This is a genomic window from Mycobacteriales bacterium (assembly GCA_030697205.1).
Taxonomy (GTDB): domain Bacteria; phylum Actinomycetota; class Actinomycetes; order Mycobacteriales; family SCTD01; genus JAUYQP01.
Genome location: JAUYQP010000007.1, coordinates 41003 through 64302, shown reverse-complemented (window position 1 = coordinate 64302; position 23300 = coordinate 41003). Strand labels below are relative to the sequence as shown.

Sequence of the window (23300 nt, the reverse complement as noted above, 5' to 3'; positions counted from 1 at the left end):
GAGTCTAGGCGGGGCAGCACGACCGGGGCCTCAGGCGCGCTCAGGAGAAGCGGTGGCGCATGAGGTAGGTGACGTTGCGGATGTACTGCTCGGTCTGCGGCAGGACGCCGCGGCGGCTGATCGACCCGAGCCCCTGGTAGTAGCCGGCGAGGACCCGCTCGGGCGTCGTCACCGCGCGGGTGAGCTGGCGCAGGAGGAGCACACCCGCGGTGACGTTGTCCTGGGTGTCGAGCAGGTCGAGGTCGACGCCGTAGGCCCGCTCGATCCCGCGGGCGGTGCTCGGTAGCACCTGCATGACGCCGATCGCGTCGACGACGCTCACGACCCGCTGCTGGAAGCCGCTCTCGTGGTAGGCGACGGCGAGGGCCAGGCGCGGGTCGACGCCGTGCCGCCGCGCGGTCCGCTCGACCATCCGCCGCACGGTCGCCTTGCTCGGCAGGTCGCGCTGGGCGAGGACCCGGCGGTGGCGGGCGACGCTCTCGCGGACGCTGCCGGGGATGGCCACGCCCGCGTTGTGGGTGGCGGTGCCGCGGGTGCTCCCTGTTGTGGCGCGACCCGTGACGGTGATCGTGCGCGGGTAGGCCAGCGCCCGGCCGATGACGATCGTGCCGTCCTTCGGGAGCCGGTTGCGCGCGATCAGCCAACGGGTCGTCGTGCCGTAGCGGGCGGCGATCCGGGTGAGGTTGTCCCCGGCCGCCACTCGGTGGCTGCCTTCGACGGTGCGCGTCGTCGGCCGGGCGGTGCGGCTCGCGGCGGGGGAGCCGGGCACCCGCAGGGTCTGCCCGGCGTAGATCGTCGCCCGGCCCTCGAGGTCGTTGAGGCGCTGCAGCTCGGCGACCGACGTACGGTGCCGCAGCGCGAGCTCCCACAGCGTGTCGCCGGGCTTGATCGTGATCACGGCGGGGGCACCGGCGGCGAGCACGGCACCCACGAGGGCGACGACGCCGAGGGCGCGCAGGGCAGGGGGAAGCGGTCGTGCGGTCATGGAACGTCCCAGCACTAGACGACAGAGCACCTTCCCCGCGTACGACGGTAACCGCGTGGGGCGGGTGTGACAAGTGAGGTTCCTGTGGCTGTTGGGACTCGCCGGGGCGCGGGCGCTGCGTCCGCGCTGGGCGCGTAGGGTGGGGCAGTCGATACGGGGAGCCCGCAGGAGCGGGCTGAGAGGCCGGCTGCCGCCGCACGCTTGACGGCACCGCTGGCGACCCGCACCACCCGATCCGGGTCATGCCGGCGTGGGGAGTCGTTCACGTGGAGCTCGCAGACCAGCTGGTGATCGCCGGCGTCGGCTACTCGAGCCGGCTGCTCGTCGGCACCGGCAAGTTCTCCTCCCACGAGGTCATGCGCGACGCGCTGCTCGCGAGCGCCGCCGAGATCGTCACCGTCGCGCTGCGCCGGGTCGACCTCGACCGCGCGGGTGAGGGCGACGTGCTGGACTTCGTCCCGCCCGGGATGGTGTTGCTGCCCAACACCAGCGGCGCGGTCGACGCCGACGAGGCCGTCCGGCTGGCCCGGCTCGGCCGGGCCGCGACCGGCACCGACCTCGTCAAGCTCGAGGTGACGCCCGACCCGCGCACCCTCGCCCCCGACCCGATCGAGACGCTCCGCGCCGCTGAGCGGCTCGTCGCCGAGGGCTTCACCGTGCTGCCCTACTGCTCGGCCGACCCGGTGCTGTGCCGCCACCTCGAGGAGGCCGGCTGCGCGACCGTCATGCCGCTCGGGGCGTGGATCGGCTCCAACCGTGGGCTGCGCACCCGCGACGCCATCGAGGTCATCGTCAGCCAGGCCGGCGTGCCGGTCGTGGTCGACGCCGGACTCGGGGTGCCGTCCGACGCCGCCGAGGCGATGGAGGTCGGCGCCGACGCCGTGCTCGTCAACACCGCGATCGCGGTCGCCTCCGACCCGGTGACGATGGCGCGGGCCTTCGCCCTCGCCACCCAGGCCGGTCGGCTCGGCTTCCTCGCCGGCCGGGGCGCGGTCCGCGAGATCGCCGCCGCGAGCTCGCCGCTCACCGGGTTCCTGCAGTGAGCACCCCGCCGGGCCGGTTCGCGCAGCACCTCGCGACCAGGGCGCCCGCTGCTCCGTCGTACGACTCCTCCGATGTCGAGCGGGCCCTCGCCGCACCCTCCCTCGCCACCCTGCCCGCGCTGCTCTCGCCCGCCGCCGGTGAGCGGCTCGAGGATCTCGCGCAGGCCGCGCGCGCGGTGACGCTGCAGCGCTTCGGGCGTGCGGTGCGGCTGTTCGCGCCGCTCTACGTGAGCAACGCGTGCCTGTCGAGCTGCACCTACTGCGGCTTCTCCAAGGGCCTGCCCGTCACCCGCCGCACCCTCACCGTCGACGAGGTCGAGGCCGAGGCGCGCACCCTCGTCGGTCGCGGCTTCCGCCACCTGCTGCTGGTCTCCGGTGAGCACCGCGTCGAGGTCAGCGCCGACTACCTCGTCGAGGTCGTCGAGCGGCTGCGACCGCTGGTGCCGTCGATCAGCGTCGAGACCCAGACCTGGTCCGACGACACCTATGCGCGCCTCGTCGCGGCCGGGCTCGAGGGGGTCGTGCACTACCAGGAGACCTACGACAGGACGAGGTACGCCGAGACGCACGTCGCCGGGTGGAAGCGCGACTTCGACCGGCGGCTGTCCTCGACCGAGCGGGCCGCGGAGGCGGGGGTCAGGCGGCTCGGGATCGGTGCGCTGCTGGGGCTCGCGGCCGACTGGCGCGCGGACGTCCTGGCGGTCGCCGAGCACGCGGTCTGGCTGCAGCAGCGCTACTGGCGCACCGAGGTCACGGTCTCGCTGCCGCGGATCAAGCCGTCCGCGTCGGGCTTCCAGCCGCTCGTGCCGGTCTCCGACGCCGACTACGTCCAGGCGCTGTGCGCCCTGCGGCTGGCCGCTCCCGAGGCCGGCATCGTGCTGTCGACGCGCGAGCCCGCGGCGCTGCGCGACGGGCTGGTGCGGATCGCGGTGACGTCGATGAGCGCCGGGTCCTCGACCGAGCCGGGCGGCTACCTCACGCCGGGTGAGGCGCAGGAGCAGTTCGCGGTCAGCGACGAGCGCAGCCCGGCGGAGGTGGCGCAGATGCTGGTGGCCGCCGGCTACGAACCGGTCTGGAAGGACGCCTTCCCCCTGGTCGAGGTGTCGGGCGGCAGACAGGGGGCTTGACTGCGCGCCTGGACAGGTCCACCTTCGGCCGCCTCTGACACGAGGGGGCTCGGCATGACCGTCACCGACCACGACCAGGAGCTCAAGGCCCGCCACGCCGCGATGTGGGCCTCGGGGGACTACCCCAAGATGGTCCAGACCTTCCTGACCCCGCTCGGGCCGCGGCTCGTCGACGCCGCCAGGATCCGGTCGGGTCAACGGGTCCTCGACGTCGCCGCCGGCACCGGCAACGCCTCGCTCGTGGCCGCCGCTCGCGGTGCCGAGGTCACCGCGAGCGACCTCACCCCCGAGCTGCTCGACGCGGGGCGCGCCACGGCGGAGGCCAGGGGGCTCACGCTGGACTGGAGGGTCGCCGACGCCGAGCACCTGCCCTTCGACGACGCGTCCTACGACGTCGTCATGTCCTCCATCGGCGTGATGTTCGCGCCGCGCCACCGGCTGGCCGCCGACGAGCTGGTCCGGGTCTGCCGCCCCGGCGGCACGATCGCGCTGCTGTCGTGGACGCCCGAGGGCATGATCGGTTCGCTGTTCCGCACGATGGGGCCCTTCGCGGCGCCACCGCCCCCCGGCGCGTCGCCCGCCCCGCTGTGGGGGAGCGAGGACCATCTCGCCGAGCTGTTCGGCGACCGCGTGGACTTCTCGACGATGGAGCGCGAGCCGCTCGAGATCACCGCCTTCCCGGAGCCGCACGGCTACGTCGAGCACTTCAAGAGCTACTACGGCCCGACGCTCGCGGTGCGCAAGAACGCCGAGGCCAACGGCCGCACCGAGGAGCTCGAGCAGGCGCTGCGGGGCTTCAGCGACGAGTGGGACCTCGGGGCCGGCGGCCCGTCGCGCTACCTGCAGGAGTACCTCGTCTCGGTCGGCACCCGCCGCTGACTGGACGCGCGGCCGGTCCTGCCGATGGGTCGCCGTGGGCCACCTCGACGACGCGCTGGACGACGTGCTCGCCCGCTGGGGCGACCGCTTCGGCTCACCCGTGCCCGAGGTCGCCCGCGACCTGGCCCGCGAGCTCGTCCTCGTCGAGCTGACCGGCTGCGAGCCCTCCGAGGCCCTGCGGCTCGCGGCCGGGGCGCTCGGGGTCCTGCGCGCCCACGAGGGCCACGACGCCGCGGCCCTCGTCGAGGACCTCTACTCCGTCCGGCCGCTCGTCTTCGGCGACCACTCCGGGTGGCCGGCACTCGAGCTGGCCGTCCGCACCGCCGTCGCCGCGCACAGCGCCGAACGGGCCGGTCCGGTGCCGCGGACCCGCGACCCGCTGACCGGGCTGCTCGACCGCGCGGTCTTCGAGGAGGCGCTCGCGCACGAGGTCGTCGCGGCTGCGCGGCACGGCGCACCCGCTCTGGTCGTGGTCGACCTCGACGGTCTGCTCGGCTTCGCGGAGACCCACGGCCACCTCGCCGGAGACCTGCACCTGGTGCGGGTCGCCGAGCTGCTCACGGCCAGCTCCCGCCGCAGCGACGTGCTGGCGCGCCTGGGAGCCGACCAGCTCGCAGTGCTGCTTCCCCGCACCGACCTCGCTCGCGGCCTCGTCGTCGCCCGCAGGGTGATGGCGAGGGCCCAGTCCGACGCGCGCGCGGCTGGTGCGACGGCGCTGCCGCGGCTGTCGATCGGCGTCGGGTGGATCGCCGCCCCGCGCACGTCCGGGGAGCTGCTCGCCGCCGCCGAGGACGCCCTGCGCCGGGCCCGCGGCCAGGGCGGCTGGGTCGTGGAGGCGGCGTGAGGGGTCGCCGCGAGCGGGCCCTGCTCGAGCGGGCGCGCGCCGGGGACACCGACGCGCTCGCGGCGCTGCGCCGGTTGCGGGTCCCCGCGCCGCGCTGCCCCGGAGAGCTGCTGGCGGCGGCGGGTGCCACGGCCCGCGAACGCTCGGCTGCCGCCGCGCACGCTGCCCGCTGCCGGATCTGCGCCCCCGGCTAGCCTGCGCCCGTGGACAGGGTCGTGGTCGTCGGTGCCGGCATGGCCGGGAGCCGCAGCTGCGAGGAGCTGCGCGCCCAGGGCTTCGAGGGCGAGATCGTGCTGCTCGGCGCCGAGCAGCACCTGCCCTACGACCGACCGCCGCTGTCGAAGGAGGTCCTTGCCGGGGACCTCGACGACACTGCGCTCGAGGTCCCGTGGGACCGGCTCGACGTCGACATGCGGCTGGGCGTGGCCGCGACCGGCCTGCGCCCCGGCACGGTCGAGACGACCGGCGGCGACCTGCCCTACGACGGCCTCGTCCTCGCCACCGGCGCTCGGGCCGTCACCCTGCCCGGCGCGGCGGGCGGCTCGGTCCTGCGCACGGTCGACGACGCCCTGCTGCTGCGTTCCCGGCTGGTGCCGGGGGCCCGCGTCGTGGTCGTCGGTGCGGGCTGGATCGGCGCGGAGGTCGCCACCACCGCTGCGGCTCGCGGCTGCGCCGTCACCGTCGTCGACGCCGGCGCCGCACCGCTCGGGATCGCCCTCGGCGACGAGGTCGGGTCCCTGACCGTCCCGTGGTACGCCGAGGCCGGCATCGAGCTGCTCCTGTCCACCGGCGTCGCGTCTGTGGAACCCGACCGCGTCGAGCTCGCCGACGGGCGCGCGCTGCCGTGCGACGTCGTGGTCGTCGGCGTCGGTGCGCGACCCGACACCGGGTGGCTCGAGGGCAGCGGGCTCGAGCTCGACCGCGGGGTCGCCGTCGACGAGCACCTGCGCGCGTCCTGGGACGGCGTCGTCGCCGTGGGCGACTGCGCCGCGTGGCAGTCGCTGCGCTTCGGCACCCGGCTGCGCGTCGAGCACTGGGACGACGCCCTCACCGCACCGGTGGTCGCCGCCACGACTCTGCTCGGCGGGTCGGCCGTCCACGACCCGGTGCCCTACTTCTGGTCGCAGCAGCTCGGTCATTACCTGCAGCACACCGGCCATGCCGCGGGCGCGGACGCGGTCGTGCACCGCGGGACACCGGGTGCGCCCGACGGGTGGACCACCTGCTGGCTGCGCGCGGGCCGGCTCATCGCCCTGCTCGCCGTCGACCGGCCGCGCGACGTCGTGCAGGGCCGCAAGCGCATCGCCGCCGGTGACCCCGTCGACCTCACGGCCCTCGCCGACCCGGCGACCCCCGTCAAGTCCGCCTGACCCGCCCTCCCCGCCCCGCCACCTCGCCCGCCCCGCCACCTGGGGATGTGGCGATCACGCCCGCGGGCCCGAGCGCGCATGATCGCCACATCCCTGGGCCCGCCCGGCGCGCCACCTCCCCTGGGCAGCCCCGGCGGTGCTTCGCGGATGTGGCGATCACGCCCGCGTGCCCGAGCGCGCATGATCGCCACATCCGCAGGATGGTGGCGGCGAGCGTCCGTGATCGTCACATCACGCCAGCCTGGGGCGACGTGGACAGGTCGCGCGGTTAGCCTCGACGGATGCTCCGCGTCCTGATCCTCGCGCCCGAGACTGCCTCCGAGCCCAGTGCCGTCGCCGGTCTCGCCTCCTACCTCCGCCGGGCCGGGGTCGAGCTCGTCGACCGCGACCCTCAGCTTGTGCTCGCCGTCGGGGCGGTGCGCGACCTGCCCGAGGGCGTCCCCACGCTGCTCGTCGGCCCCGAGCCCGCGCTCGCCGACGCCGCCGGGCTGGTCCTCGGTCGCACCACCCCGGTCCACGAGGTGCGAGTCCGCCCGGGCCGCGACGCCGGCGACGTCATGGACCGCTCCGGCGGCGACGTCGTCCTGCAGGACCGCTGGCCGCTCGTCGACAAGGCCGCCGACGACGTCGAGGTGCTGCTGACCGCCAACGTCGCCTTCACCGACCACCCCGTCGCCACCTGGCGGCCGGCGACCGGTATCGGTGTCCTCACCGTGGGCAGCACCCCGTCGTCGTACGCCGATCCTGTCTGGCACCGCCTCGTCCACCGCGTCGTGCGCCGGGTGCTGGGGGTCCGTGACGAAGGCACGGTCCGCGTCGGTGTGCTCGGCTACGGCGCGATCGGGCACGAGCACAACGCCGCCATCCAGCTGACCCCGGGCCTCGAGCTCGCGGCGATCTGCGACACCGACCCGCGCCGCATCGAGGCGGCCCGTGAGCTGGCCCCGGCCGTCGTCGGCCACGCCACCGGCGACGCGCTGCTCGCCGACGACGGCGTCGACCTCGTCATCGTCAGCACCCCGCCCAACACCCACGCCGACTGGACGCTGCGGGCGCTCGAGGCCGGCAAGCACGTCGTGGTCGAGAAGCCGTTCTGCATCACCGTCGAGGAGGCCGACCGCCAGATCGACGCGGCGGCCGCACGGGGCCTGTCTCTGTCGGTCTACCAGAACCGACGGTGGGATCCCGACTACCTCGCGCTCAAGGGGGTCGTGCGGTCCGGCCAGCTCGGAGAGGTCTTCCACTACGAGAGCTTCATCGGTGGCTACGGCCACCCGTGCAACTACTGGCACTCCGACGAGGAGGTCTCCGGCGGCGCCATCTACGACTGGGGCAGCCACTACCTCGACTGGGCGCTCGACCTGTTCGGCCAGGAGGTCGAGTGGGTGTCGGCGACGACCCACAAGCGGGTCTGGCACGACGTCACCAACGCCGACCACAGCCGGGTGCTCGTCCACTTCGTCGACGGCGTCGAGGCGGAGTTCACCCACTCCGACCTGTCGGCGGCGCTGAAGCCGAAGTTCTACGTCCTCGGCACCGAGGGCGGCCTGATCGGTGACTGGCGCTTCGAGCGGGTCACGGGCCGCTCGCCGATCGGCACCCTGCTCGAGGACCGGCTCGCGCACTCCGACGCGCCCGCCGCGCTGCGGGTCTTCACCCCCGACGGGTTCGGCGGCACGTCGGAGACGACGCTGTCTGTGCCGCCCGCGCCTGCCCAGCCCTTCCACCGGGAGCTCGCCGACTCGCTGCTGTCCGGCGAGCCGATGTCGGTGACGCCGGAGGGGTCCAAGCGCAACATCGCCGTCATGCAGGCCGCCACCCTGTCGGCCCGCGACAGCGGCCGCCCGGTGCCCCTGCCGACCTGATGGATGCTGCCGACCTGATGCTCCGGTGACGGTCCGCTGGGGGTTCCTCGGCGCCGGCTTCGTCGCGACCAAGGCGCTCGCGCCGGCGGTCCACGCCGCCGACGGCGCGGTCCTGCACGCCGCGGCTGCCCGCGACCCTGCGCGGGCCGCGGCACTCGGCGGGGCGGTGACGCACCCGTCGTACTCCTCGCTCCTCGCCGACCCCGACGTCGACGCCGTCTACATCAGCCTCACCAACGAGGCCCACGTGCCCTGGGTGCTCGCGGCTCTGGAGGCGGGCAAGCACGTGCTGTGCGAGAAGCCGCTCGGGCTCACCGCCGACGAGGTGCGCTCCATGGCCGCAGCGGCCGGTGACCGGTTGCTGGTGGAGGCGTCCTGGTACCGCTGGCACCCTCGCGTCCGGCTCGCCCAGCAGCGGCTCGCCGACATCGGCGAGGTGCGCCACGTGACGGCCGGCTTCACCTTCGGCGGGGTGCCGGAAGGCAACTACCGGCTCGAGGTCGAGCGTGGGGGAGGAGCCCTCTACGACGTGGGGCACTACGCCGTGTCGGCCGCGCTGTGGGCGGTCGGGCAGGGCGTGCCGTCCGACGTCGCGGCCCGCCAGGTGCTCGGCCCGACCGGTGTGGACCTCGTCACCGAGGCCGTCCTCGACTGGCCGTCGGGCGCGACCGCCGAGGTGCGGGCCGGCATCGACGAGGGCGAGGGGCAGTGGCTCGTCGTCACCGGGACCGAGGGGGAGATCGAGCTGCGCGACGCTCCCTTCACGTCGTGGATCGAGGACGACACCGAGCTGTGGGTCTCCGACGGGACCGCCACCGAGCGGCTACGGGTACCGGCGACCGACGCCTACCGGGTCATGGTCGAGGAGGTCTCGTCGGTGATCGCCGGCGGGCCCGGCTGGGTGCTGCCTCTCGAGGAGTCGCTGGCCTGCGCGACCGTCCTCGACACGATCCGCTCCGCGGCGAGGGCTCACTAGGCTGCACGGCATGGAGATGCTCACGGTCCCGGACGTCGCCGAGCTGCTGGCGGTGCCCGTCACCGAGGTGCGCAGCCGCGTCAAGGACGGGACCTTCCTGTCGGTTCGCCGTGATGACGGCGTGCTGGTGCTGCCGGCCGAGCAGTTCGACGGCACCGAGCTCGTCAAGCACTTCTCCGGTGTGCTGACCCTGCTGCGCGACGCGGGCTACAACGACGACGAGGCCCTGCGCTGGCTGACCACCGCCGACGACACGCTGCCGGGCACCCCCCTGCAGGCGCTCCACGAGAACCGCGCGACCGAGATCAAGCGCCGGGCACAGGCGCTCGCCTTCTAGTCGGGCGTCGGCGCGGTGGTCGTCTCGACCGGTTCGGCCTCCTTGCGCCGCAGCAGCAGCGCGGCGGTCGACAGCGCGAGCACGACCCCGGTGAGCAGCCCGATCTCCACCATGGCCCGGGCGAACTCCGGTCCCTTCGACAGGTACTCGTCGGCGCCCTTCACCGACAGCACCACGATCTCCTTGATGGCCACCAGGATGCCGGCGATGAGGAACGGCTCGGCGACGATCTGGCGCTCCTTCAGCGTCGTGCGGACCGCGTAGAGCAGCTCGACGAAGATGAAGACGAGCAGCAGGCTGTCGAGCACCTCCACGAGCGCGTCGGGACGTGAGTCCTGCGCCTTGTCGACCAGCTCGACGGCGGTGCGGCCGAGGACGACCAGCGCGGCGGCGGCGAGCAGCACGGCGACGGCGACGTAGATGCAGTCCTCGACGACGGACAGCACCTTGTTGCCGAGGCGCACGGGGAGGGGGGTCTCGGGGGCGGGCTGCTGCGGTGTGGTCGGCACGGTCGTGATCATGCCCGGTCGCGCGCGCCCCACACCCGGCCGTAGGCTCGGCAGCGCTGTGGAGACCACCATCGAGATCACCGTCAACGGGCGGCGCTCTGCCGTCGACAGGGGTACGACGCTGCCGGCCCTCGTCGCGTCGCTCGGCCTGCGGGTCGGGTCCGTCGTCATCGAGTACAACGGCACCGCCCTGCTGCGCGCCGAGGTCGAGGCCGTCGTCCTTGCCGACGGTGACCGGCTCGAGCTGGTACGGGCGGTGGCGGGTGGCTGACCTGCGCGCGCGGCTGGCCGACGCCCGCCTCTACCTCTGCACGCCCGACCGCCCCGACCTCGCGGACTTCCTCGAGGAGGTGCTCGCGGGCGGGGTCGACATCGTGCAGCTGCGCGAGAAGGGCATCGAGGCGCGCCGCGAGATCGCGCTGTGCGAGGTCGTCGCGGAGGTGGCCGCTCGCCACGGGGCGATGTGGTCGGTCAACGACCGCGCCGACGTGGCCTCCGTCGTACGCCCTGACGTCCTGCACCTCGGTCAGGACGACCTGCCGGTGCCCGCCGCCCGCGCGATCCTCGGTGACGACGTGCTCGTCGGCCGGTCCACCCACGACGAGCAGCAGGTGGCCGCGGCGGCCGTCGAGCCCGGCGTCGACTACTTCTGCGTCGGGCCGACGTGGCCGACCCCGACCAAGCCGGGCCGGCCCGCGCCCGGACTCGCCCTCACCCGCTTCACGGCTGGCCTCGGCACCGAGCGGCCCTGGTTCGCGATCGGCGGCATCGACGAGGGCAACCTCGACGAGGTCCTGGCCGCCGGGGCGACGCGGGTCGTCGTGGTGCGGGCCCTCACCGAGGCCGCCGACCCGCGGGCGGCCGCCGCGCGACTGCGGGTACGGCTCGCGTGAGGTTCGCCTACTTGCTCGTCCTGCTCGGCTGCCTGCTCGGGACCGCCCCGCTCGAGGTCGTGCTCGGCACCCGCGTCTACGCCCGCTGGCGCCGCCTGCTGCTCACCCTCGCGCCCGTGCTGGTGGTCTTCCTCGTCTGGGACGCCCTCGCGATCCGGGCCGGTCACTGGGCCTACGACGCGGCGCAGACCACCGGCGTCGTCTTCGGCAACGTGCCGCTCGAGGAGGTGGCCTTCTTCCTCGTCGTACCGGTCTGCGCCATCCTCACCCTCGAGGCGGTCCGGGCCGTGAGGGGCTGGGAGGTCGGGGACGAGTGACCTACACGACTGCGGCGCTGATCGGCGTCGTCGCCACCGTGCTGCTCGACCTGGTGGTCCTGCGGACCCGGCTGCTGCTGCGCCGCGTCTTCTGGGTCGCCTACGCGATCGTGGTCTTCTTCCAGCTCGTCACCAACGGCATCCTCACCGGGCGCGGCATCGTCTTCTACGACGACAGCGCTGTCGCGGGCGTCGGGTCGAGCGCGGGCGAGGCCCCACCGCTGCTCGGTCAGGGCCGCGTCGTCTTCGCGCCCTTCGAGGACCTGCTCTTCGGCTTCGCGCTGGTCGTGCAGACCCTCGCCTGGTGGGTCTGGTGGGGCCGGCGCTACCCCAGCCTCAGGACGGCACGAAGCTCGCGCCCACCAGCACCGCGCACATGACGACCAGCACGGCCAGGGCGGACAGCGCGATGACCATCGGGGTGCGGTTGCCGCTGACCGGTCCCTGGTTGGGCGACGGCGACGGGGCGGCACCCGAGACCTGACCCTCCGCGGGCGGGGTGTCGCCGGGGGCGACGCCACCGCCGGGCTCGAGGCCGGGCGTGGCAGCGGGATCGGTCGCGGGGGCGGGGCGCTGGTCCATGCCCCTGACCGTCCCCGGTCAGGGGCATGGCTACACCCGGGCGCGGCGCCGGGCTGCGACGAGGCCGAGGACGAGCACGGCACCGGCGAGCGGCACGAGCCCGCTCGGGCCGGTGGCCGGCAGCTGTGGGGCGCTCGGCACCACCGACGGCGGGACCGCGACCGGCGGCTGCCCGGTGGTCGCACCGGGCGTCGTGCCGGCGTCCTTGGGGGCGACGAGCGACGGGCCGCCGGCCTGGCGGACGAAGCCGGGCAGCGACACCGCGCCGTCGACGCGGGTGTCGGAGTAGCCGACATACATCCGGCCGGTGTTGTCGACGTCGAGCGAGATGTAGTCGCCGAGCCGGCGATCGGTCACAGTGGCCTGGCAAATCGTGCCGGACTGGCAGATAGTGCCGCGGTGGACCGGGTCCTGGGTCGCGACGCTGCGCGAGAAGACCGGGGTCCTCGAGTCGGCGCAGCCCAGGCCGCTGGTCGTCACCGCACCGACGACGCGCCAGCCGTGCTCACCCACGGTCTCGCCGTTGTTGTTGGGCAGCCGGGTGTCGGCCTGCAGCCACGCGATGCCGACCCGGCCGTCGTCGCCGACGCCGATCCAGGGCCAGATCGCGGTGCCTGAGCCGTCGTCGACCTGGTAGGCCTGCGACCAGGTCTTGCCGGCGTCCGTGGAGTAGGCGTAGTAGATGCCGGCTTCGCGCTCGTCGCCGCCGAGGTCGTCCCAGGTGATGTAGACGTTGCCCGACGGGTCGAGGTCGATCGCGGCGAAGCTCGAGATCAGCCGGACGCCCTCGGCGACGATGTTGTCGTCGGTCTTGGTGAGGTCGCCGCTGCGGGCGTTGCGGAACGCTGCGACCGAGAGGTTGCCACCGGTGTAGTGCACCTCGTAGACGGTGCCGTTGCGCTTGTCGACCCGCAGGTCGCCGATGCCGCCGGGGTTCGGGATGTTGGTCGTGAAGGTCGCGCCGCCGTCGGTGCTCTTGCTGATGAAGTGCCCGGTGCCGGGCGACAGCGGTGTGCCGGTGCCGCCGCCCAAGGCGTTGGCGACGAAGTAGAGCTCGCCGGGCCGGTCGGCCTCCATCCACTGCCGGTCGGTGAGCACCGCGCCGAAGAAGTTCTGCAGGGCCCACGTCGAGCCCTTGTCGGTGCTGCTGCTGACCGCGACGTTGGCGAGGTTGATCTCGGAGAAGTAGACGCCGCCCTCGGAGTCGATCGAGAACTCCGGGTCGGAGAAACCGCTGGCTGGGAGGTTGTTGCCCGTGCCCGCGAGCAGCCCGTCACGATCGCGGAAGTCCCAGGTCACCCCGTTGTCGTCACTGGTCCAGATGTAGGTCTGGCCCTCGTAGTTCTCCACGAACGCCGACGACCCGGTCGCCGCGGCCTCGGGCGAGTAGAAGTGCGTCGTACCGGCGTGGCTGGAGTACATCAGCCGACCGCTCGGGTGCGTCTGCACGAGCGGCTCGCCACCCGCGCGGTTCTCGTCGACGTACTTCGGCTGCTCCCAGGTCAAGGGGGCCTGAGCGGCGCAGGCCGCGGCAGCGGCGGCGGGGGACGACCCGCTCACCGCCGGGACGACCAGGCCGCCGGCGCAGGCGAGCGAGACGAGTGCGGCGGCGCGACGACGGTTCATGAGCGGGACTCCTCGGGGCGGGTGCTTCGTCCTACTTCGCCCTGGTTGGGCGTCTTCCTGCGTGCGAGGGCGGCCCGGACCAGACCGGGACCCGCGACCGCGGCGCGGCGGGCGCTGCCGACGCTCACGCGCCGGTCGAGGACTTGGTAGTCGGCCTTCTCGACCTCGTCCAGGATGCCGCCGTAGAGCGCCAGCGCGGTCTCGATGCAGGGGCGGCTGGTCGGGTGCAGCAGCCGCACGCCGTGAGCCGCGACGCGGTAGGTCTCGCGGGTGCGGGCGACCTGGAAGGCGAGCGCGCGGCGGACCCGCGCGTCGACGACCCCGCGCTGGAGGTGCTCGCGGTCGACCCCGAAGGCGGCGAGCTCCTCCAGCGGCAGGTAGACGCGGCCGCGCTGGAGGTCCTCGCCGACGTCGCGGATGAAATTGCTCATCTGGAAGGCGATGCCGAGGTCGGCGGCGTAGGGGTCGGCGACCTCGCGCGGAACGAGCGGCTCGAGCACCGGCACCATCTCGAGACCGATGACGGCCGCGCTGCCGTAGACGTAGGTCATGAGGTCGTCGTAGGTCGCGTAGTCGGTGACGGTGAGGTCCATCCGCATGCTCGCGAGGAACGCCTCGACGTAGGTCATGGGGATGTCCCAGCGGCGCACCGTGTCGACGACGGCGCGGCTGATCGGGTGCTCGCTGCCGCCGGCGGCGACGTCGGCGACGAACTGCTCACCCCAGCCGACGAGCCAGTCGGCCTTCTCGGCGTCGGTGAGGGTGCTCGCGAGGTCGTCGACGATCTCGTCGGCGTAGCGGGCGAAGCCGTAGAGGGCGTGGACGTAGGGCCGCTTCCACGCAGGCAGCAGCAGCGTGGCGAGGTAGTAGGTCCGGCCGTGGCTCGCGTTGAGCCGCCGGCACGCCTCGTAGGACGCGCGCAGCGCCGGGTCGGTGATGCCTGCCGCGTCCAGCTCCCTACCGCTCACGCGGAAGACCCTAGGGGAGCGCTCCGGCGGCACCACGACGGCGTACGACGAGAGCGGTCCCCAACAGCACGAGTGCGGCCAGCGGGAGCACCGCGACCGGTCCGGTGCTGGGCAGCGCGCTCGGCGGGGGAGTGGTCGCGGGCGGCTGCTGGGCGGGCGGCTGCTGCGCCGGCGGCTGGGCGACCGGCGGGGTCGTGGTGCGGGCCGGCAACGTGACTTCGTAGACCTCGATGCCGCGCACGGCGTCTGCGGTGTAGACGAGGTTGGTCTTCTGGCCGGGGATCGCCACGCCGGCCGCGTCGCGCTGCGGCACCCAGTAGGCGTCCCAGACCTGCGTGGCCAGACCGGTGACGTAGCCGAACTGGGTGATCTCCGCGGGGTTGCGGACGTCGAGGATGCGCATGCCCGCGCCGTAGTGGCCCAACGCCACGAAGCCGTCCTGGTGCACGTCGAACCAGTGCGCGGAGCAGAAGCCGCTGACCGGCGTCGACAGGCCGCCACCGAAGTCCGACGGCGCGTTGACCTGGTCGAGCGGCTCGACGGTGCCGACGTCCTGCACCTTGCCCGTGGGGTTGCGCGCGCGGTAGGCGGCACCGTCGAGGTCGGGGACGTACCACGTCTGGAAGCTGCCGGCCTCCGCACAGACGATCTCGTCGCCCTCGTCGGCGTAGTCCTCCTCGGTGACGAGCAGGACGTTGCCGTTGGCGATGGACGGCGCGGCGCCCTTGCGGAAGGCCCCGGCGTTGGGGCGCATCGAGTTGTGCAGGATGAAGTCGTTGATCGGCTTGCCGCGGCCGAGCGCGTTGGTCGCGGTGACGAGGACCGGGTTGGTGGGGTCGGCCGCGTCGAAGGCTGCGGCGCCGCCCGAGCCGGTGTGCCAGCCGAGCACGCCGTCGAAGTCCCAGTAGTGGCCGGCGCCGTTGGCGAACCCCTCCTTGCCCGGCCCGGACGCCGGCGAGGCGACGGTCTTGAGCTGGCGCGGGTTGTCGAGGTCGGTGAGGTCGACGATGGAGAACAGGCTGCCGGTGCCGGCGGTGTAGGCGTAGCGGCAGTCGGCCTGGTCGACGCACTGCACCGTGTGGGTGCTGGTGGTGACCCGGTTGTCCCCGGTCGTGGGCGTCCGGCTGCGGATGAAGGGCGCGTCGGGGTCGGTGACGTCCACGAGGACGATCTCGAGGCCGTCGCCGGCGTTGACGTGGGTTGGGTCGTCGGGCGAGGCCTGGACGATGTCGACCGCCGCGATCACGAAGCGCTGCAGCTCGCCATCGACGACCCGCTCGCCGTAGGTCATCGACTCGTTCTCGAACAGCGCGTTGACCAGGGTGCCGCGCAGCACCGGCTCGCGCGGGTCGGTCAGGTCCAGCACCGAGATGGTGTCGAGGCTGCTGACGTAGGCGAAGGGCCCGGTCCGCGCGAACTCCATCGAGATCGCTGTCGTCTCGGGGATGCCCGACAGCTGCGTGATGTTGTCGCTCGTCACCGTCGGGATCGCGGGCGCGACGGCGCGCAGCGCGGCGGTCCTGCGCGCGCGCTCCGACTCGCGGTCGACGGGGTGCGCGGCGGCGGTGCCGGTGAGCAGCGCAGGGGCCGCAAGGGCGGCGAGGAGCACGGCGGCGCTGACGGCAGTGCGGGGGCCAGGCATCGGGGGGTCCTTCGCTGGGGGGAGGCCAGCATGCCCCACCGCACGTCCCGACATCGGGCTGTCGTGCCCTCGGGGAGGGAAGGTGTCCCGCCGTGTCCGGATTCAGCGGGCGAGGCGCATGGCCCGGGAGGAGTACGACGGGTCCTTGCCGAGGATGCGCTCCGCGGCGAGGCGGCCGCTGATCAGCACCATCGGCACGCCGACGCCCGGCTGGGTGCCCGAGCCGGCGAACACCACGCCGTCCACCTTCGGCGCGAGGTTGGCGGCGCGAAACGGCCCGGTCTGGAAGAAGGAGTGCGCTGCGGCGAAGGGAGCGCCCTGCTCCATCCCGCGGCGCCCCCAGTCGGCCGGGGTCGTGACCGACTCGACGTCGATGGCGCCGCCGAAGCCGACGTAGCCGAGGCCCTCGAGCCGGGCGACGACCTCGTCGCGGTAGCGCGGGCCGACGACGTCCCAGTCGATGCCGGCCGACAGGTTGGGCGTCGGGAAGAGCACGTAGTAGGACTGCTTGCCGTCGGGGGCGAGCGACGGGTCGGAGAGGGTCGGGTTGGTGACCAGCACCGACGGGTCGCTCATGAGGGAGCCCGAGCCAATGAGCTCGTCGAAGACGCCGCGCCACGACCGGCCGAAGTGGATGTTGTGGTGCGCGATCTGGGAGTAGGACGCCGAGGAGCCGGCGAGCAGCAGGAAGCACGACGGCGAGTAGGTCTGGCGCTTCACGCGCGCCGGTGTGGCCGACGGCGGCAGCAGCTCGCGGTAGGCGACCGGCAGGTCGGGGTTGAGGATCACGACGTCGGCGTCGAAGCGCTCGCCGTCGGTGGTCTCGACGCCGACAGCCCGGCCGTGCTCGACGAGCACGCGCGCGACCGACCGGCCGTAGTGCAGCGCAACGCCGTGCTTCTCGGCCGCGCCCGCAAGCGCGCGGGGAACCGCGTGCATGCCCCCGCGCGGGAAGTAGACGCCCGCGACGGAGTCCATGTAGGCGATGACCGCGTAGATGGCGAGCGCGTCGTAGGGCGACAGCCCGGCGTACATGCTCTGGAAGGAGAGCACCCGCTGGGTCCGCGGGTCCTGGAGGTACTGCTCGACCTTCGGCGCGAGCTTGCGGAAGCCACCGATCGCGGCGAGGCGCGCGAGGTTGGGCGTGAGCAGCGTGAAGGGCGAGTCGATGTTGCGGTCGATGAAGTCCTTCATCTCGAAGCGGTAGAGGTCCGAGACGAAGTCGACGTAGCGCAGGTAGCCCTGGGCCTCGGCCGGCCCGCAGACCCGGCGCACCTCCTCGGCCATCTCGCCGACGTCGGCCTTCACATCGAGCGTCGAGCCGTCGGGGTAGTAGGCGCGGTAGAGCGGGTCGACCGGGTCGAGCGTGAGCCAGTCCTCGAGCTTCTCCCCGACGCAGTCCAAGGCGTCGGCGATGAGGTCGGGCATCGTCAGCACGGTCGGGCCGGTGTCGAAGCGGTAGCCCTCGAGCTCCAGCAGGCCGTTGCGCCCGCCGGGGATGTCCTCGCGCTCGAGGACCGTCACCTCGCGACCGGCACCGGCGAGCCGCAGGGCTGCGGACAGCCCGGCGAGACCGGCTCCGACGATGACGACGCGGTCGGTCCTGCCGGAGACGGTCTTCACGTGGTCAGCCTAAGTGGCTGACCGCGAGGCCTCTACTTGTAGGTGAAGGTGTAGGTCACGGTGCCCGTGGGGCCGCCGGCCCAGTTGCAGGCGACGATCTGCACGGGGGTCTTCTTCTTGAACTTCACCGTGACGACCTCCGGCGCGGGCGCCGGGGCGTAGCCGCCTGACCCGCTGCCCGCCAGCTCCTTGCCCGCGCCGTCCATGAGAAGCAGGTCCCAGTCGTTGACGTAGCCGCTGAGCTCGACCTTGAGCGTGCCGGCGGCCGGCACGGTGAAGGGCCGCTTGTCGAAGCTGCCCGGAACGGTCTGGCCGCACAGGCTGTAGTCGCTCGCGACCCCACCGGTCGGGTCCGGGGTGGCGGCGGTCGCGGTGTAGGTCGCGGTGATCGGCTTGGGCTTCGGGGCGGCGACGGACGGCAGGGCCGTCCCCACGATCGCGACCGAGGCGGCCGTCAGCGCTGCGACGCGCCTCACTTGTAGGTGAAGGTGTACTTCACGGTGCCGGTCGGGGCGCCGGCCCAGTTGCACGCGATGATGTGGGTCTGGGTGGCCTTCTTGAACTTCACCTGGACCACCTCCGCCTGGCCCTGCACCTCGGTGAGGCCGCTGAAGGCGATCTCCTCGCGGGCACCGTCCATGAGCAGCAGGTCCCAGTCGCCGAGGTAGCCGGTCAGCTCGACCTTCAGCGTGCCGGCGGCGGGCACCTTGAAGGACTCGTCGTGGAAGCTCTGCGGCACGTTCTGCGCGCAGACGGAGTAGCCCACGCCGGCGACGTTGGTCGGGTCGGGCGTCGGAGCCGTCGCGGTGTAGGTCTTGGTGATCGGCTTCGGCTTCGCCTTGGGGGCGGCGGTCGCGCTGGGGGCGACGACGCCGACGACGGCGACGCAGCCGGCGAGCAGAGCGGCGGTGCGGTTCACGGAGGCCTCCGGGGGATCGGGCTGGGTCCTCCTGGTATTCGCCCTCGGGCCGCGGACTCCTGCTAGCCGATGCGGGTCAGCACGTCGGCGCCGGTCTCGGTGACGACCAGGGTGTGCTCGAACTGCGCGGTCCTCGACCGGTCGCGAGTCACGGCCGTCCAGCCGTCGTCCCACATCTCGTGGCGCCAGTCGCCGATCGTGATCATCGGCTCGATGGTGAAGGTCATGCCGGGCTGCAGCACGGTGCGCGCCTGCGGGTTGTCGTAGTGGTAGATCTGCGGGTCGCTGTGGAAGGACCGGCCGATGCCGTGCCCGACGAAGGCCTGCACCACGCCGTAGCCGTGGCTCTCGGCGTGGGCCTGGATCGCCCGGCCGATGTCGCGCACGGTGCCGCCCGGCCGGACCGCCGCGATGCCGAGGTCGAGGCACTCGCGGGTGACCTCGACGAGCCGCCGGTCCTGCTCGGAGACCTCACCGACGAGGAAGGTCGCGTTGGTGTCGCCGTGCACGCCGTCGAGGTAGATCGTCACGTCGCAGTTGACGATGTCGCCGTCCTTGAGGACGGTCGAGTCGGGGATGCCGTGGCAGATGACCTCGTTGACGCTGGTGCACAGCGACTTCGGGTAGGGCGTCCCTGAGCCGCCGTAGCCCAGCGGCGAGGGGTAGCCGCCCCTGGCGATGCACTCCGCGTGGGCGATCGCGTCGAGCTCGTCGGTCGTGACACCGGGACGGACGGCGGCACCCACGGCAGCGAGCACCTCCGCGGCGGCCTGACCCGCGACGCGCATCCGCGCGATCGTGTCGGCGTCCTTCGGCCCACCGCTGTCGCGGTGGCGCGGCCGGCCGTGCGTGTCGAGGGCGTAGTCGGGGCGCGGGATCTCCGGCGGCACCTCGCGGCGCGGCGACAGCCTGCCGGGGCGCACGAAGGCCGCGGCCAGTCGCTCCGCCTCGGCCTTGCGGGCGAGGTCCGCGGCGACGCGCTCGGGGTCGATGTCGGCGAGCCGGTGGCAGCGCTTGTACTTGCGCCCGCTGCCGCAGTGGCAGGGGTCGTTGGCCGCCAGGGTCGGTGCAGTCATGGTCGCACCAGAGTACGGCGGGACGCCCCCGCCAGCGAGCGCGCCGTCAGACCGCTCGGGCTGTCGCGGCGACCGCGAGCTGCTCGAGGACCTCGCGGGCCTCGGTGGTGACGGGCGCGGCGTGCAGGGCGGCGAGCGAGTCCGACATCAGCTCGTCGATGAGCCGCTCCACCCGGGCAAGGGCTCCCGTGTCGGTGATGACCTCGCGCAGCTCGGCGACGCCGGCCTCCGACAGGTGCGGGTCGCCGAGGTGGCGCTTCACCGCAGCGATCTGCCCCGGAGTCGCCGTCTCGAGCGCCATGGCGACCAGCGCGGTGCGCTTGCCATCGCGCAGGTCGTCGCCGGCGGGCTTGCCGGTCTGCGAGGGGTCGCCGAAGACGCCCAGGACGTCGTCGCGCAGCTGGAACGCCTCACCGAGCGGCAGGCCGTAGCCGGAGTAGCCGTCGAGCACGTCCTGGCCGCCGCCACCGAGCGTGCAGCCCATGTGGAGCGGCTTCTCGATCGTGTACTTCGCCGACTTGTAGCGGGCCACCCGCAGGGCGCTCTCGACGGTGCCGCCGCCCACCGCCTGCTCGAGCAGGTCGAGGTACTGACCCGCCATCAGCTCGACGCGCATCTCGTCGTAGACCGGCTGGGTCCGCAGCAGCGCGGCCGCAGGCATGCCGGAGGTGTTGAGCAGCTCGTCGGCCCAGATGAGGCACAGGTCGCCGAGCAGGATGGCGGCCGAGACCCCGAAGGCCTCCGCGTCGCCGCGCCAGTCCTCGCCACGGTGCAGCGCCGCGAAGCGCCGGTGCATCGCGGGCTGCCCGCGCCGGGTGTCGCTGCCGTCCATCACGTCATCGTGGACGAGCGCGCAGGCCTGCAGCAGCTCCAGCGACGCGGCCGCGGCGACGACGGCGTCGCTGTCCTCCCCGCCCACCCCGCGGTAACCCCAGTAGGCGAAGGCCGGTCGCAGCCGCTTGCCGCCGTCGAGCAGGAAGGCCGACAGGGCGTCCTGCACGGGTCCGAGCTGGTCGCTGACGGCGTCGAGGCGTGACGCCTGGCCGGTGAGGAACTCGGCCAGTGCCTTGTGCACGCGGGCGCGCAGGTCGTCGCGGTCGAGCGGGGCTGGGCTCATGGCCGAGCAGCGTACGGCGGTCGGGCGCGCGCGGGCTACCGTGAGGCATGGCCAGCCGCAAGATCTCCGACCTGCTCGCCACCGGCGAGCGGACCTTCTCCTTCGAGTTCTTCCCCGCGAAGACCGACGAGGGCGAGCGGCAGCTCTGGCAGGCCATCCGCGAGCTGGAGTCGCTGCAGCCGCACTTCGTGTCCGTCACCTACGGCGCGGGTGGCTCGACCCGCGACCGCACCGTCGCGATGACCGAGCGGATCGCCGCCGACACGACCCTCACCCCGCTGGCCCACCTGACTGCCGTCGACCACTCGGTGGCCGAGCTCCGGCGGATCATCGGGCAGTTCGCGGCCGCCGGAGTGAGCAACGTCCTGGCGCTGCGTGGCGACCCGCCCGGTGACCCGCAGGCCGAGTGGGTCAAGCACGAGGAGGGCTTCGAGTACGCCGAGGAGCTCGTCTCCCTGGTGCGCGCGTCCGGCGACTTCTCGGTCGGGGTCGCGGCCTTCCCGGAGAAGCACCCGCGGTCGGCCGACTTCGTCACCGACGTGGAGTTCTTCGTCCGCAAGTGCCGGGCCGGCGCGGACTACGCCATCACCCAGATGTTCTTCCGCGCCGAGGACTACCTGCGGCTGCGCGACCGCGTCGCGGCGGCCGGGTGCGAGGTGCCGATCATCCCGGGCGTCATGCCGGTCACCAACGTCGCCCAGATCGAGCGGATGACCCAGCTCACCGGCCAGGCCTTCCCCGCGGACCTCGCCGAGAGGCTGCGCGCCGTCGAGGACGACCCGGCTGCCGTGCGCGAGATCGGCGTGGAGGTCGCGGGCGAGCTGTGCGAGCTGCTGCTCGCCGAGGGCGCACCCGGACTGCACTTCATCACGCTGAACCGCTCCACGGCGACCCGCGAGATCTACGCCCGGCTCGGGCTCGGCGCGCCCGCCTGACGTCACCGGTCCTCGCGGCCTACGGTGATCGACATGCGCGTGATGACCGTGGACGACGACCCGTCGATCCTGTCGCTGGTCCAGACCACCCTCGAGCTCGACGGCCACGAGGTGACGAAGGCCGTCGACGGCAACGACGCCCTCTACAAGCTCGAGACGAGCAAGCCGGACCTGATCGTCCTCGACGTGATGATGCCGGGCAAGAACGGCTGGGAGGTCCTCGAGGCCATTCGCCAGGACGTGCGGCTGGCCCGCACCCCGGTGCTCCTGCTGACCGCGCGCGATCTGCCCGACGACGTGCAGCGGGGGAGGGAGCTGGGGGCCTCGGCCGTGCTGGCCAAGCCCTTCGAGCCCCAGCAGCTCTCGGACCTCGTCGCCGCGCTCCTGACGGCGTTCGGGGGATCGGGCGGGTCATGAGGCTGTCCCATCGGGTCGGCACCCGAGCGTCGCCCGAGCAGGTGTGGTCCGTCCTCGGGCGCCCGCAGCGCTGGCCCGAGTTCGACGTCGCACTGCGCCGGGTGCGCGGTGCGACGGGGGAGGCTCGCACCGGTCAGCACCTGATGGCCGTCGTGCGCGGGCTGCCCGTCGCCGTGCCCGTCGACGTCGTCGAGGCCCTCCCCACCCGTCGGCTCGTCCTGCGCGTCGCGTCCTTCCCGGGCATGGCCCACGAGGTCACGACCGAGGTCGTGCCGCGCCTGCGTGGCGGCTGCACGCTGTCGGTCCGGGTCGTCACCGACGGGCTGCTCGCGCGTCCTGCCGCACTGCCGGTCTGGGCCCTGAGCGCGCTCACCACCCGGCTGCTCGCGTCACGGTGCGACCGCGCGGCCGCTGACCAGCAGGGCAGGTTGTCGGCGTGACCCGCTCCGAGGCCTACCTGCTCGCGCTCGCCGTCTTCGGGGTCGCGCTCGTCGTCCTGGCGCTCGTGACCGCGCGCCGGCCCGAGCACGAGATCCCGTCGCGCGACGGCTACTTCGACCGCTGGCAGGAGCTGCACGGCGGCTACGACCCGCGCACCGGCAGCGACTGGCTGCGCGGGTGGCTGACGATGGTCTACGCGATCGCCAGGCCACTGGCCCGACGCGGCGTGCAGCCCGACGTCGTGACGATCAGCTCGATCTGGCTGGCCGGCGCGGTGCTGGTGCTGTCGGAGGTCGGTGGACGGTGGTGGATCGCGGCCGGCTGGACCATGGTCGCGAGCGGGCTGTTCGACACCCTCGACGGCTGCGTCGCCGTCCTCGAGGAGCGCACCACGAAGTGGGGCTACGTCCTCGACAGCGCTGTGGACCGCGTCAACGACTGCATCTACCTGCTCTGCGTCGTCGCCGTCGGCACACCGCCCGAGCTCGCGGTCGCTCTCGGCTTCTCGTTCTTCTTCATGGAGTACCTCCGGGCCCGCGCCGGCAACGTCGGCGGTGACGAGGTCGGGCGCATCACCATGGCGGAGCGGCCCACGCGGGTCATCCTGCTGTCGCCGTCGATCCACTTCAGCGGCGTCTTCCTCGGGCTGTCCGACGTGCTCCCGGTCGTCGGCCCGTCGATCCTGCTCGCGATGACGGTGATCTCGATCGTGCAGCTGACGATCGCGATCCGCCGGCAGCTGGTCGGCCTGCCGACCGACGCGCCCGGCGGCTGACGCGCCCCGGCGTACTCCTGGCTCTGCCGGGTCC

Annotated in this window: 28 protein-coding genes and 1 riboswitch; of the genes, 17 read left to right on the top strand and 11 right to left on the bottom strand. The window is 73.3% G+C overall.

The features are described from left to right. Positions 1 to 40: 40 nt before the first annotated feature. On the bottom strand, positions 41 to 985 hold the full coding sequence (locus Q8R60_01875; protein ID MDP3711219.1) for a LysM peptidoglycan-binding domain-containing protein: 945 nt from the start codon (positions 983 to 985) through the stop codon (positions 41 to 43). Between the two features lie 144 nt (positions 986 to 1129). After that, positions 1130 to 1258, top strand: a riboswitch (TPP riboswitch). On the opposite strand from Q8R60_01875, the gene Q8R60_01870 reads away from it, so the two are divergent. The 9 genes from Q8R60_01870 to Q8R60_01830 all read left to right on the top strand — a co-directional run bounded on the left by Q8R60_01870 (position 1252) and on the right by Q8R60_01830 (position 9426). Then, positions 1252 to 2028, top strand: coding sequence for a thiazole synthase (locus Q8R60_01870; GenBank protein ID MDP3711218.1), 777 nt, complete (start codon positions 1252 to 1254; stop codon positions 2026 to 2028). Its footprint overlaps the riboswitch before it by 7 nt. Then, a complete protein-coding gene (gene thiH, locus Q8R60_01865; GenBank protein ID MDP3711217.1) occupies positions 2025 to 3155 on the top strand; it encodes a 2-iminoacetate synthase ThiH in 1131 nt (376 codons plus the stop codon). Before Q8R60_01870 ends, thiH begins: the two co-directional genes overlap by 4 nt. Positions 3156 to 3209: 54 nt before the next feature. Beyond that, the gene (locus Q8R60_01860) at positions 3210 to 4034 is read left to right on the top strand and encodes a class I SAM-dependent methyltransferase (GenBank protein MDP3711216.1); all 825 of its coding nucleotides are present in this window, start codon (positions 3210 to 3212) and stop codon (positions 4032 to 4034) included. Between the two features lie 34 nt (positions 4035 to 4068). Continuing rightward, positions 4069 to 4878 (top strand): GGDEF domain-containing protein, encoded by an 810-nt coding sequence (locus tag Q8R60_01855; protein MDP3711215.1) that lies wholly within the window; start codon positions 4069 to 4071, stop codon positions 4876 to 4878. Then, positions 4875 to 5072 carry a hypothetical protein gene (locus tag Q8R60_01850; GenBank protein ID MDP3711214.1) on the top strand — a complete coding sequence of 66 codons (198 nt, stop codon included), beginning with the start codon at positions 4875 to 4877 and terminating at the stop codon, positions 5070 to 5072. The genes Q8R60_01855 and Q8R60_01850 overlap by 4 nt, the downstream gene beginning before the upstream one ends. Positions 5073 to 5081: 9 nt before the next feature. Next, a complete protein-coding gene (locus Q8R60_01845) occupies positions 5082 to 6248 on the top strand; it encodes an FAD-dependent oxidoreductase (GenBank protein MDP3711213.1) in 1167 nt (388 codons plus the stop codon). A 281-nt stretch (positions 6249 to 6529) separates the two neighbouring features. Next, positions 6530 to 8113 carry a Gfo/Idh/MocA family oxidoreductase gene (locus Q8R60_01840; GenBank protein MDP3711212.1) on the top strand — a complete coding sequence of 528 codons (1584 nt, stop codon included), beginning with the start codon at positions 6530 to 6532 and terminating at the stop codon, positions 8111 to 8113. 25 nt (positions 8114 to 8138) lie between these two features. Next, on the top strand, positions 8139 to 9089 hold the full coding sequence (locus Q8R60_01835) for a Gfo/Idh/MocA family oxidoreductase (protein ID MDP3711211.1): 951 nt from the start codon (positions 8139 to 8141) through the stop codon (positions 9087 to 9089). A 10-nt stretch (positions 9090 to 9099) separates the two neighbouring features. Then, positions 9100 to 9426: an Rv2175c family DNA-binding protein gene (locus Q8R60_01830; GenBank protein ID MDP3711210.1), complete on the top strand. Its 327-nt coding sequence runs from the start codon at positions 9100 to 9102 to the stop codon at positions 9424 to 9426. Here the strand turns inward: Q8R60_01830 and Q8R60_01825 are convergent. Further along, a complete protein-coding gene (locus Q8R60_01825) occupies positions 9423 to 9935 on the bottom strand; it encodes a phosphate-starvation-inducible PsiE family protein (protein ID MDP3711209.1) in 513 nt (170 codons plus the stop codon). The two genes, Q8R60_01830 and Q8R60_01825, sit on opposite strands and share 4 nt — an antisense overlap. Positions 9936 to 9993: 58 nt before the next feature. Between Q8R60_01825 and thiS the strand changes: the two genes are divergently transcribed. The 4 genes from thiS to Q8R60_01805 are packed head-to-tail and all read left to right on the top strand — an operon-like array spanning position 9994 to position 11525. Continuing rightward, positions 9994 to 10206 carry a sulfur carrier protein ThiS gene (thiS, locus tag Q8R60_01820; GenBank protein MDP3711208.1) on the top strand — a complete coding sequence of 71 codons (213 nt, stop codon included), beginning with the start codon at positions 9994 to 9996 and terminating at the stop codon, positions 10204 to 10206. 1 nt (position 10207) lies between these two features. Beyond that, complete coding sequence (gene thiE / locus Q8R60_01815; GenBank protein MDP3711207.1) at positions 10208 to 10828, top strand: thiamine phosphate synthase; 621 nt, start codon at positions 10208 to 10210, stop codon at positions 10826 to 10828. After that, positions 10825 to 11145 (top strand): lycopene cyclase domain-containing protein, encoded by a 321-nt coding sequence (locus tag Q8R60_01810; protein ID MDP3711206.1) that lies wholly within the window; start codon positions 10825 to 10827, stop codon positions 11143 to 11145. Before thiE ends, Q8R60_01810 begins: the two co-directional genes overlap by 4 nt. Further along, entirely contained in the window at positions 11142 to 11525 is a 384-nt protein-coding gene (locus Q8R60_01805; GenBank protein MDP3711205.1) for a lycopene cyclase domain-containing protein, read from the top strand. The genes Q8R60_01810 and Q8R60_01805 overlap by 4 nt, the downstream gene beginning before the upstream one ends. Here Q8R60_01805 and Q8R60_01800 read toward each other — a convergent pair. The 9 genes from Q8R60_01800 to Q8R60_01760 form a co-directional block, all read right to left on the bottom strand. Beyond that, positions 11482 to 11727: a DUF6480 family protein gene (locus tag Q8R60_01800; protein ID MDP3711204.1), complete on the bottom strand. Its 246-nt coding sequence runs from the start codon at positions 11725 to 11727 to the stop codon at positions 11482 to 11484. The genes Q8R60_01805 and Q8R60_01800 overlap by 44 nt on opposite strands. 30 nt (positions 11728 to 11757) lie before the next feature. Continuing rightward, the gene (locus Q8R60_01795; protein MDP3711203.1) at positions 11758 to 13353 is read right to left on the bottom strand and encodes a sialidase family protein; all 1596 of its coding nucleotides are present in this window, start codon (positions 13351 to 13353) and stop codon (positions 11758 to 11760) included. Continuing rightward, positions 13350 to 14321 carry a phytoene/squalene synthase family protein gene (locus Q8R60_01790; GenBank protein MDP3711202.1) on the bottom strand — a complete coding sequence of 324 codons (972 nt, stop codon included), beginning with the start codon at positions 14319 to 14321 and terminating at the stop codon, positions 13350 to 13352. The genes Q8R60_01795 and Q8R60_01790 overlap by 4 nt, the downstream gene beginning before the upstream one ends. Positions 14322 to 14331: 10 nt before the next feature. Beyond that, positions 14332 to 15963: a hypothetical protein gene (locus Q8R60_01785; protein ID MDP3711201.1), complete on the bottom strand. Its 1632-nt coding sequence runs from the start codon at positions 15961 to 15963 to the stop codon at positions 14332 to 14334. Between the two features lie 102 nt (positions 15964 to 16065). Next, on the bottom strand, positions 16066 to 17586 hold the full coding sequence (crtI, locus tag Q8R60_01780; protein MDP3711200.1) for a phytoene desaturase family protein: 1521 nt from the start codon (positions 17584 to 17586) through the stop codon (positions 16066 to 16068). Positions 17587 to 17618: 32 nt separating this feature from the next. Then, entirely contained in the window at positions 17619 to 18062 is a 444-nt protein-coding gene (locus Q8R60_01775) for a hypothetical protein (protein MDP3711199.1), read from the bottom strand. Then, entirely contained in the window at positions 18059 to 18505 is a 447-nt protein-coding gene (locus Q8R60_01770) for a hypothetical protein (protein MDP3711198.1), read from the bottom strand. Before Q8R60_01770 ends, Q8R60_01775 begins: the two co-directional genes overlap by 4 nt. Positions 18506 to 18567: 62 nt before the next feature. Further along, a complete protein-coding gene (gene map, locus Q8R60_01765) occupies positions 18568 to 19581 on the bottom strand; it encodes a type I methionyl aminopeptidase (protein MDP3711197.1) in 1014 nt (337 codons plus the stop codon). 46 nt (positions 19582 to 19627) lie between these two features. Next, complete coding sequence (locus tag Q8R60_01760; GenBank protein MDP3711196.1) at positions 19628 to 20698, bottom strand: polyprenyl synthetase family protein; 1071 nt, start codon at positions 20696 to 20698, stop codon at positions 19628 to 19630. Positions 20699 to 20745: 47 nt separating this feature from the next. On the opposite strand from Q8R60_01760, the gene metF reads away from it, so the two are divergent. The 4 genes from metF to Q8R60_01740 are packed head-to-tail and all read left to right on the top strand — an operon-like array spanning position 20746 to position 23266. Further along, the gene (gene metF / locus Q8R60_01755) at positions 20746 to 21633 is read left to right on the top strand and encodes a methylenetetrahydrofolate reductase [NAD(P)H] (protein MDP3711195.1); all 888 of its coding nucleotides are present in this window, start codon (positions 20746 to 20748) and stop codon (positions 21631 to 21633) included. Between the two features lie 33 nt (positions 21634 to 21666). Further along, a complete protein-coding gene (locus Q8R60_01750; protein ID MDP3711194.1) occupies positions 21667 to 22050 on the top strand; it encodes a response regulator in 384 nt (127 codons plus the stop codon). After that, entirely contained in the window at positions 22047 to 22490 is a 444-nt protein-coding gene (locus tag Q8R60_01745) for an SRPBCC family protein (protein MDP3711193.1), read from the top strand. Before Q8R60_01750 ends, Q8R60_01745 begins: the two co-directional genes overlap by 4 nt. After that, a complete protein-coding gene (locus Q8R60_01740; GenBank protein MDP3711192.1) occupies positions 22487 to 23266 on the top strand; it encodes a CDP-alcohol phosphatidyltransferase family protein in 780 nt (259 codons plus the stop codon). Before Q8R60_01745 ends, Q8R60_01740 begins: the two co-directional genes overlap by 4 nt. The last annotated feature ends 34 nt before the right edge of the window (positions 23267 to 23300 follow it).

What these genes read in the sequence shown, in the direction of transcription:
- Q8R60_01875 (MDP3711219.1), bottom strand. Translation starts at nt 985, where the DNA reads ATGACCGCACGACCGCTTCCCCCTGCCCTGCGCGCCCTCGGCGTCGTC.
- Q8R60_01860 (MDP3711216.1), top strand. Translation starts at nt 3,210, where the DNA reads ATGACCGTCACCGACCACGACCAGGAGCTCAAGGCCCGCCACGCCGCG.
- Q8R60_01840 (MDP3711212.1), top strand. Translation starts at nt 6,530, where the DNA reads ATGCTCCGCGTCCTGATCCTCGCGCCCGAGACTGCCTCCGAGCCCAGT.
- Q8R60_01830 (MDP3711210.1), top strand. Translation starts at nt 9,100, where the DNA reads ATGGAGATGCTCACGGTCCCGGACGTCGCCGAGCTGCTGGCGGTGCCC.
- Q8R60_01800 (MDP3711204.1), bottom strand. Translation starts at nt 11,727, where the DNA reads ATGGACCAGCGCCCCGCCCCCGCGACCGATCCCGCTGCCACGCCCGGC.
- Q8R60_01795 (MDP3711203.1), bottom strand. Translation starts at nt 13,353, where the DNA reads ATGAACCGTCGTCGCGCCGCCGCACTCGTCTCGCTCGCCTGCGCCGGC.
- Q8R60_01785 (MDP3711201.1), bottom strand. Translation starts at nt 15,963, where the DNA reads ATGCCTGGCCCCCGCACTGCCGTCAGCGCCGCCGTGCTCCTCGCCGCC.
- map (MDP3711197.1), bottom strand. Translation starts at nt 19,581, where the DNA reads ATGACTGCACCGACCCTGGCGGCCAACGACCCCTGCCACTGCGGCAGC.
- Q8R60_01760 (MDP3711196.1), bottom strand. Translation starts at nt 20,698, where the DNA reads ATGAGCCCAGCCCCGCTCGACCGCGACGACCTGCGCGCCCGCGTGCAC.
- metF (MDP3711195.1), top strand. Translation starts at nt 20,746, where the DNA reads ATGGCCAGCCGCAAGATCTCCGACCTGCTCGCCACCGGCGAGCGGACC.
- Q8R60_01750 (MDP3711194.1), top strand. Translation starts at nt 21,667, where the DNA reads ATGCGCGTGATGACCGTGGACGACGACCCGTCGATCCTGTCGCTGGTC.
- Q8R60_01745 (MDP3711193.1), top strand. Translation starts at nt 22,047, where the DNA reads ATGAGGCTGTCCCATCGGGTCGGCACCCGAGCGTCGCCCGAGCAGGTG.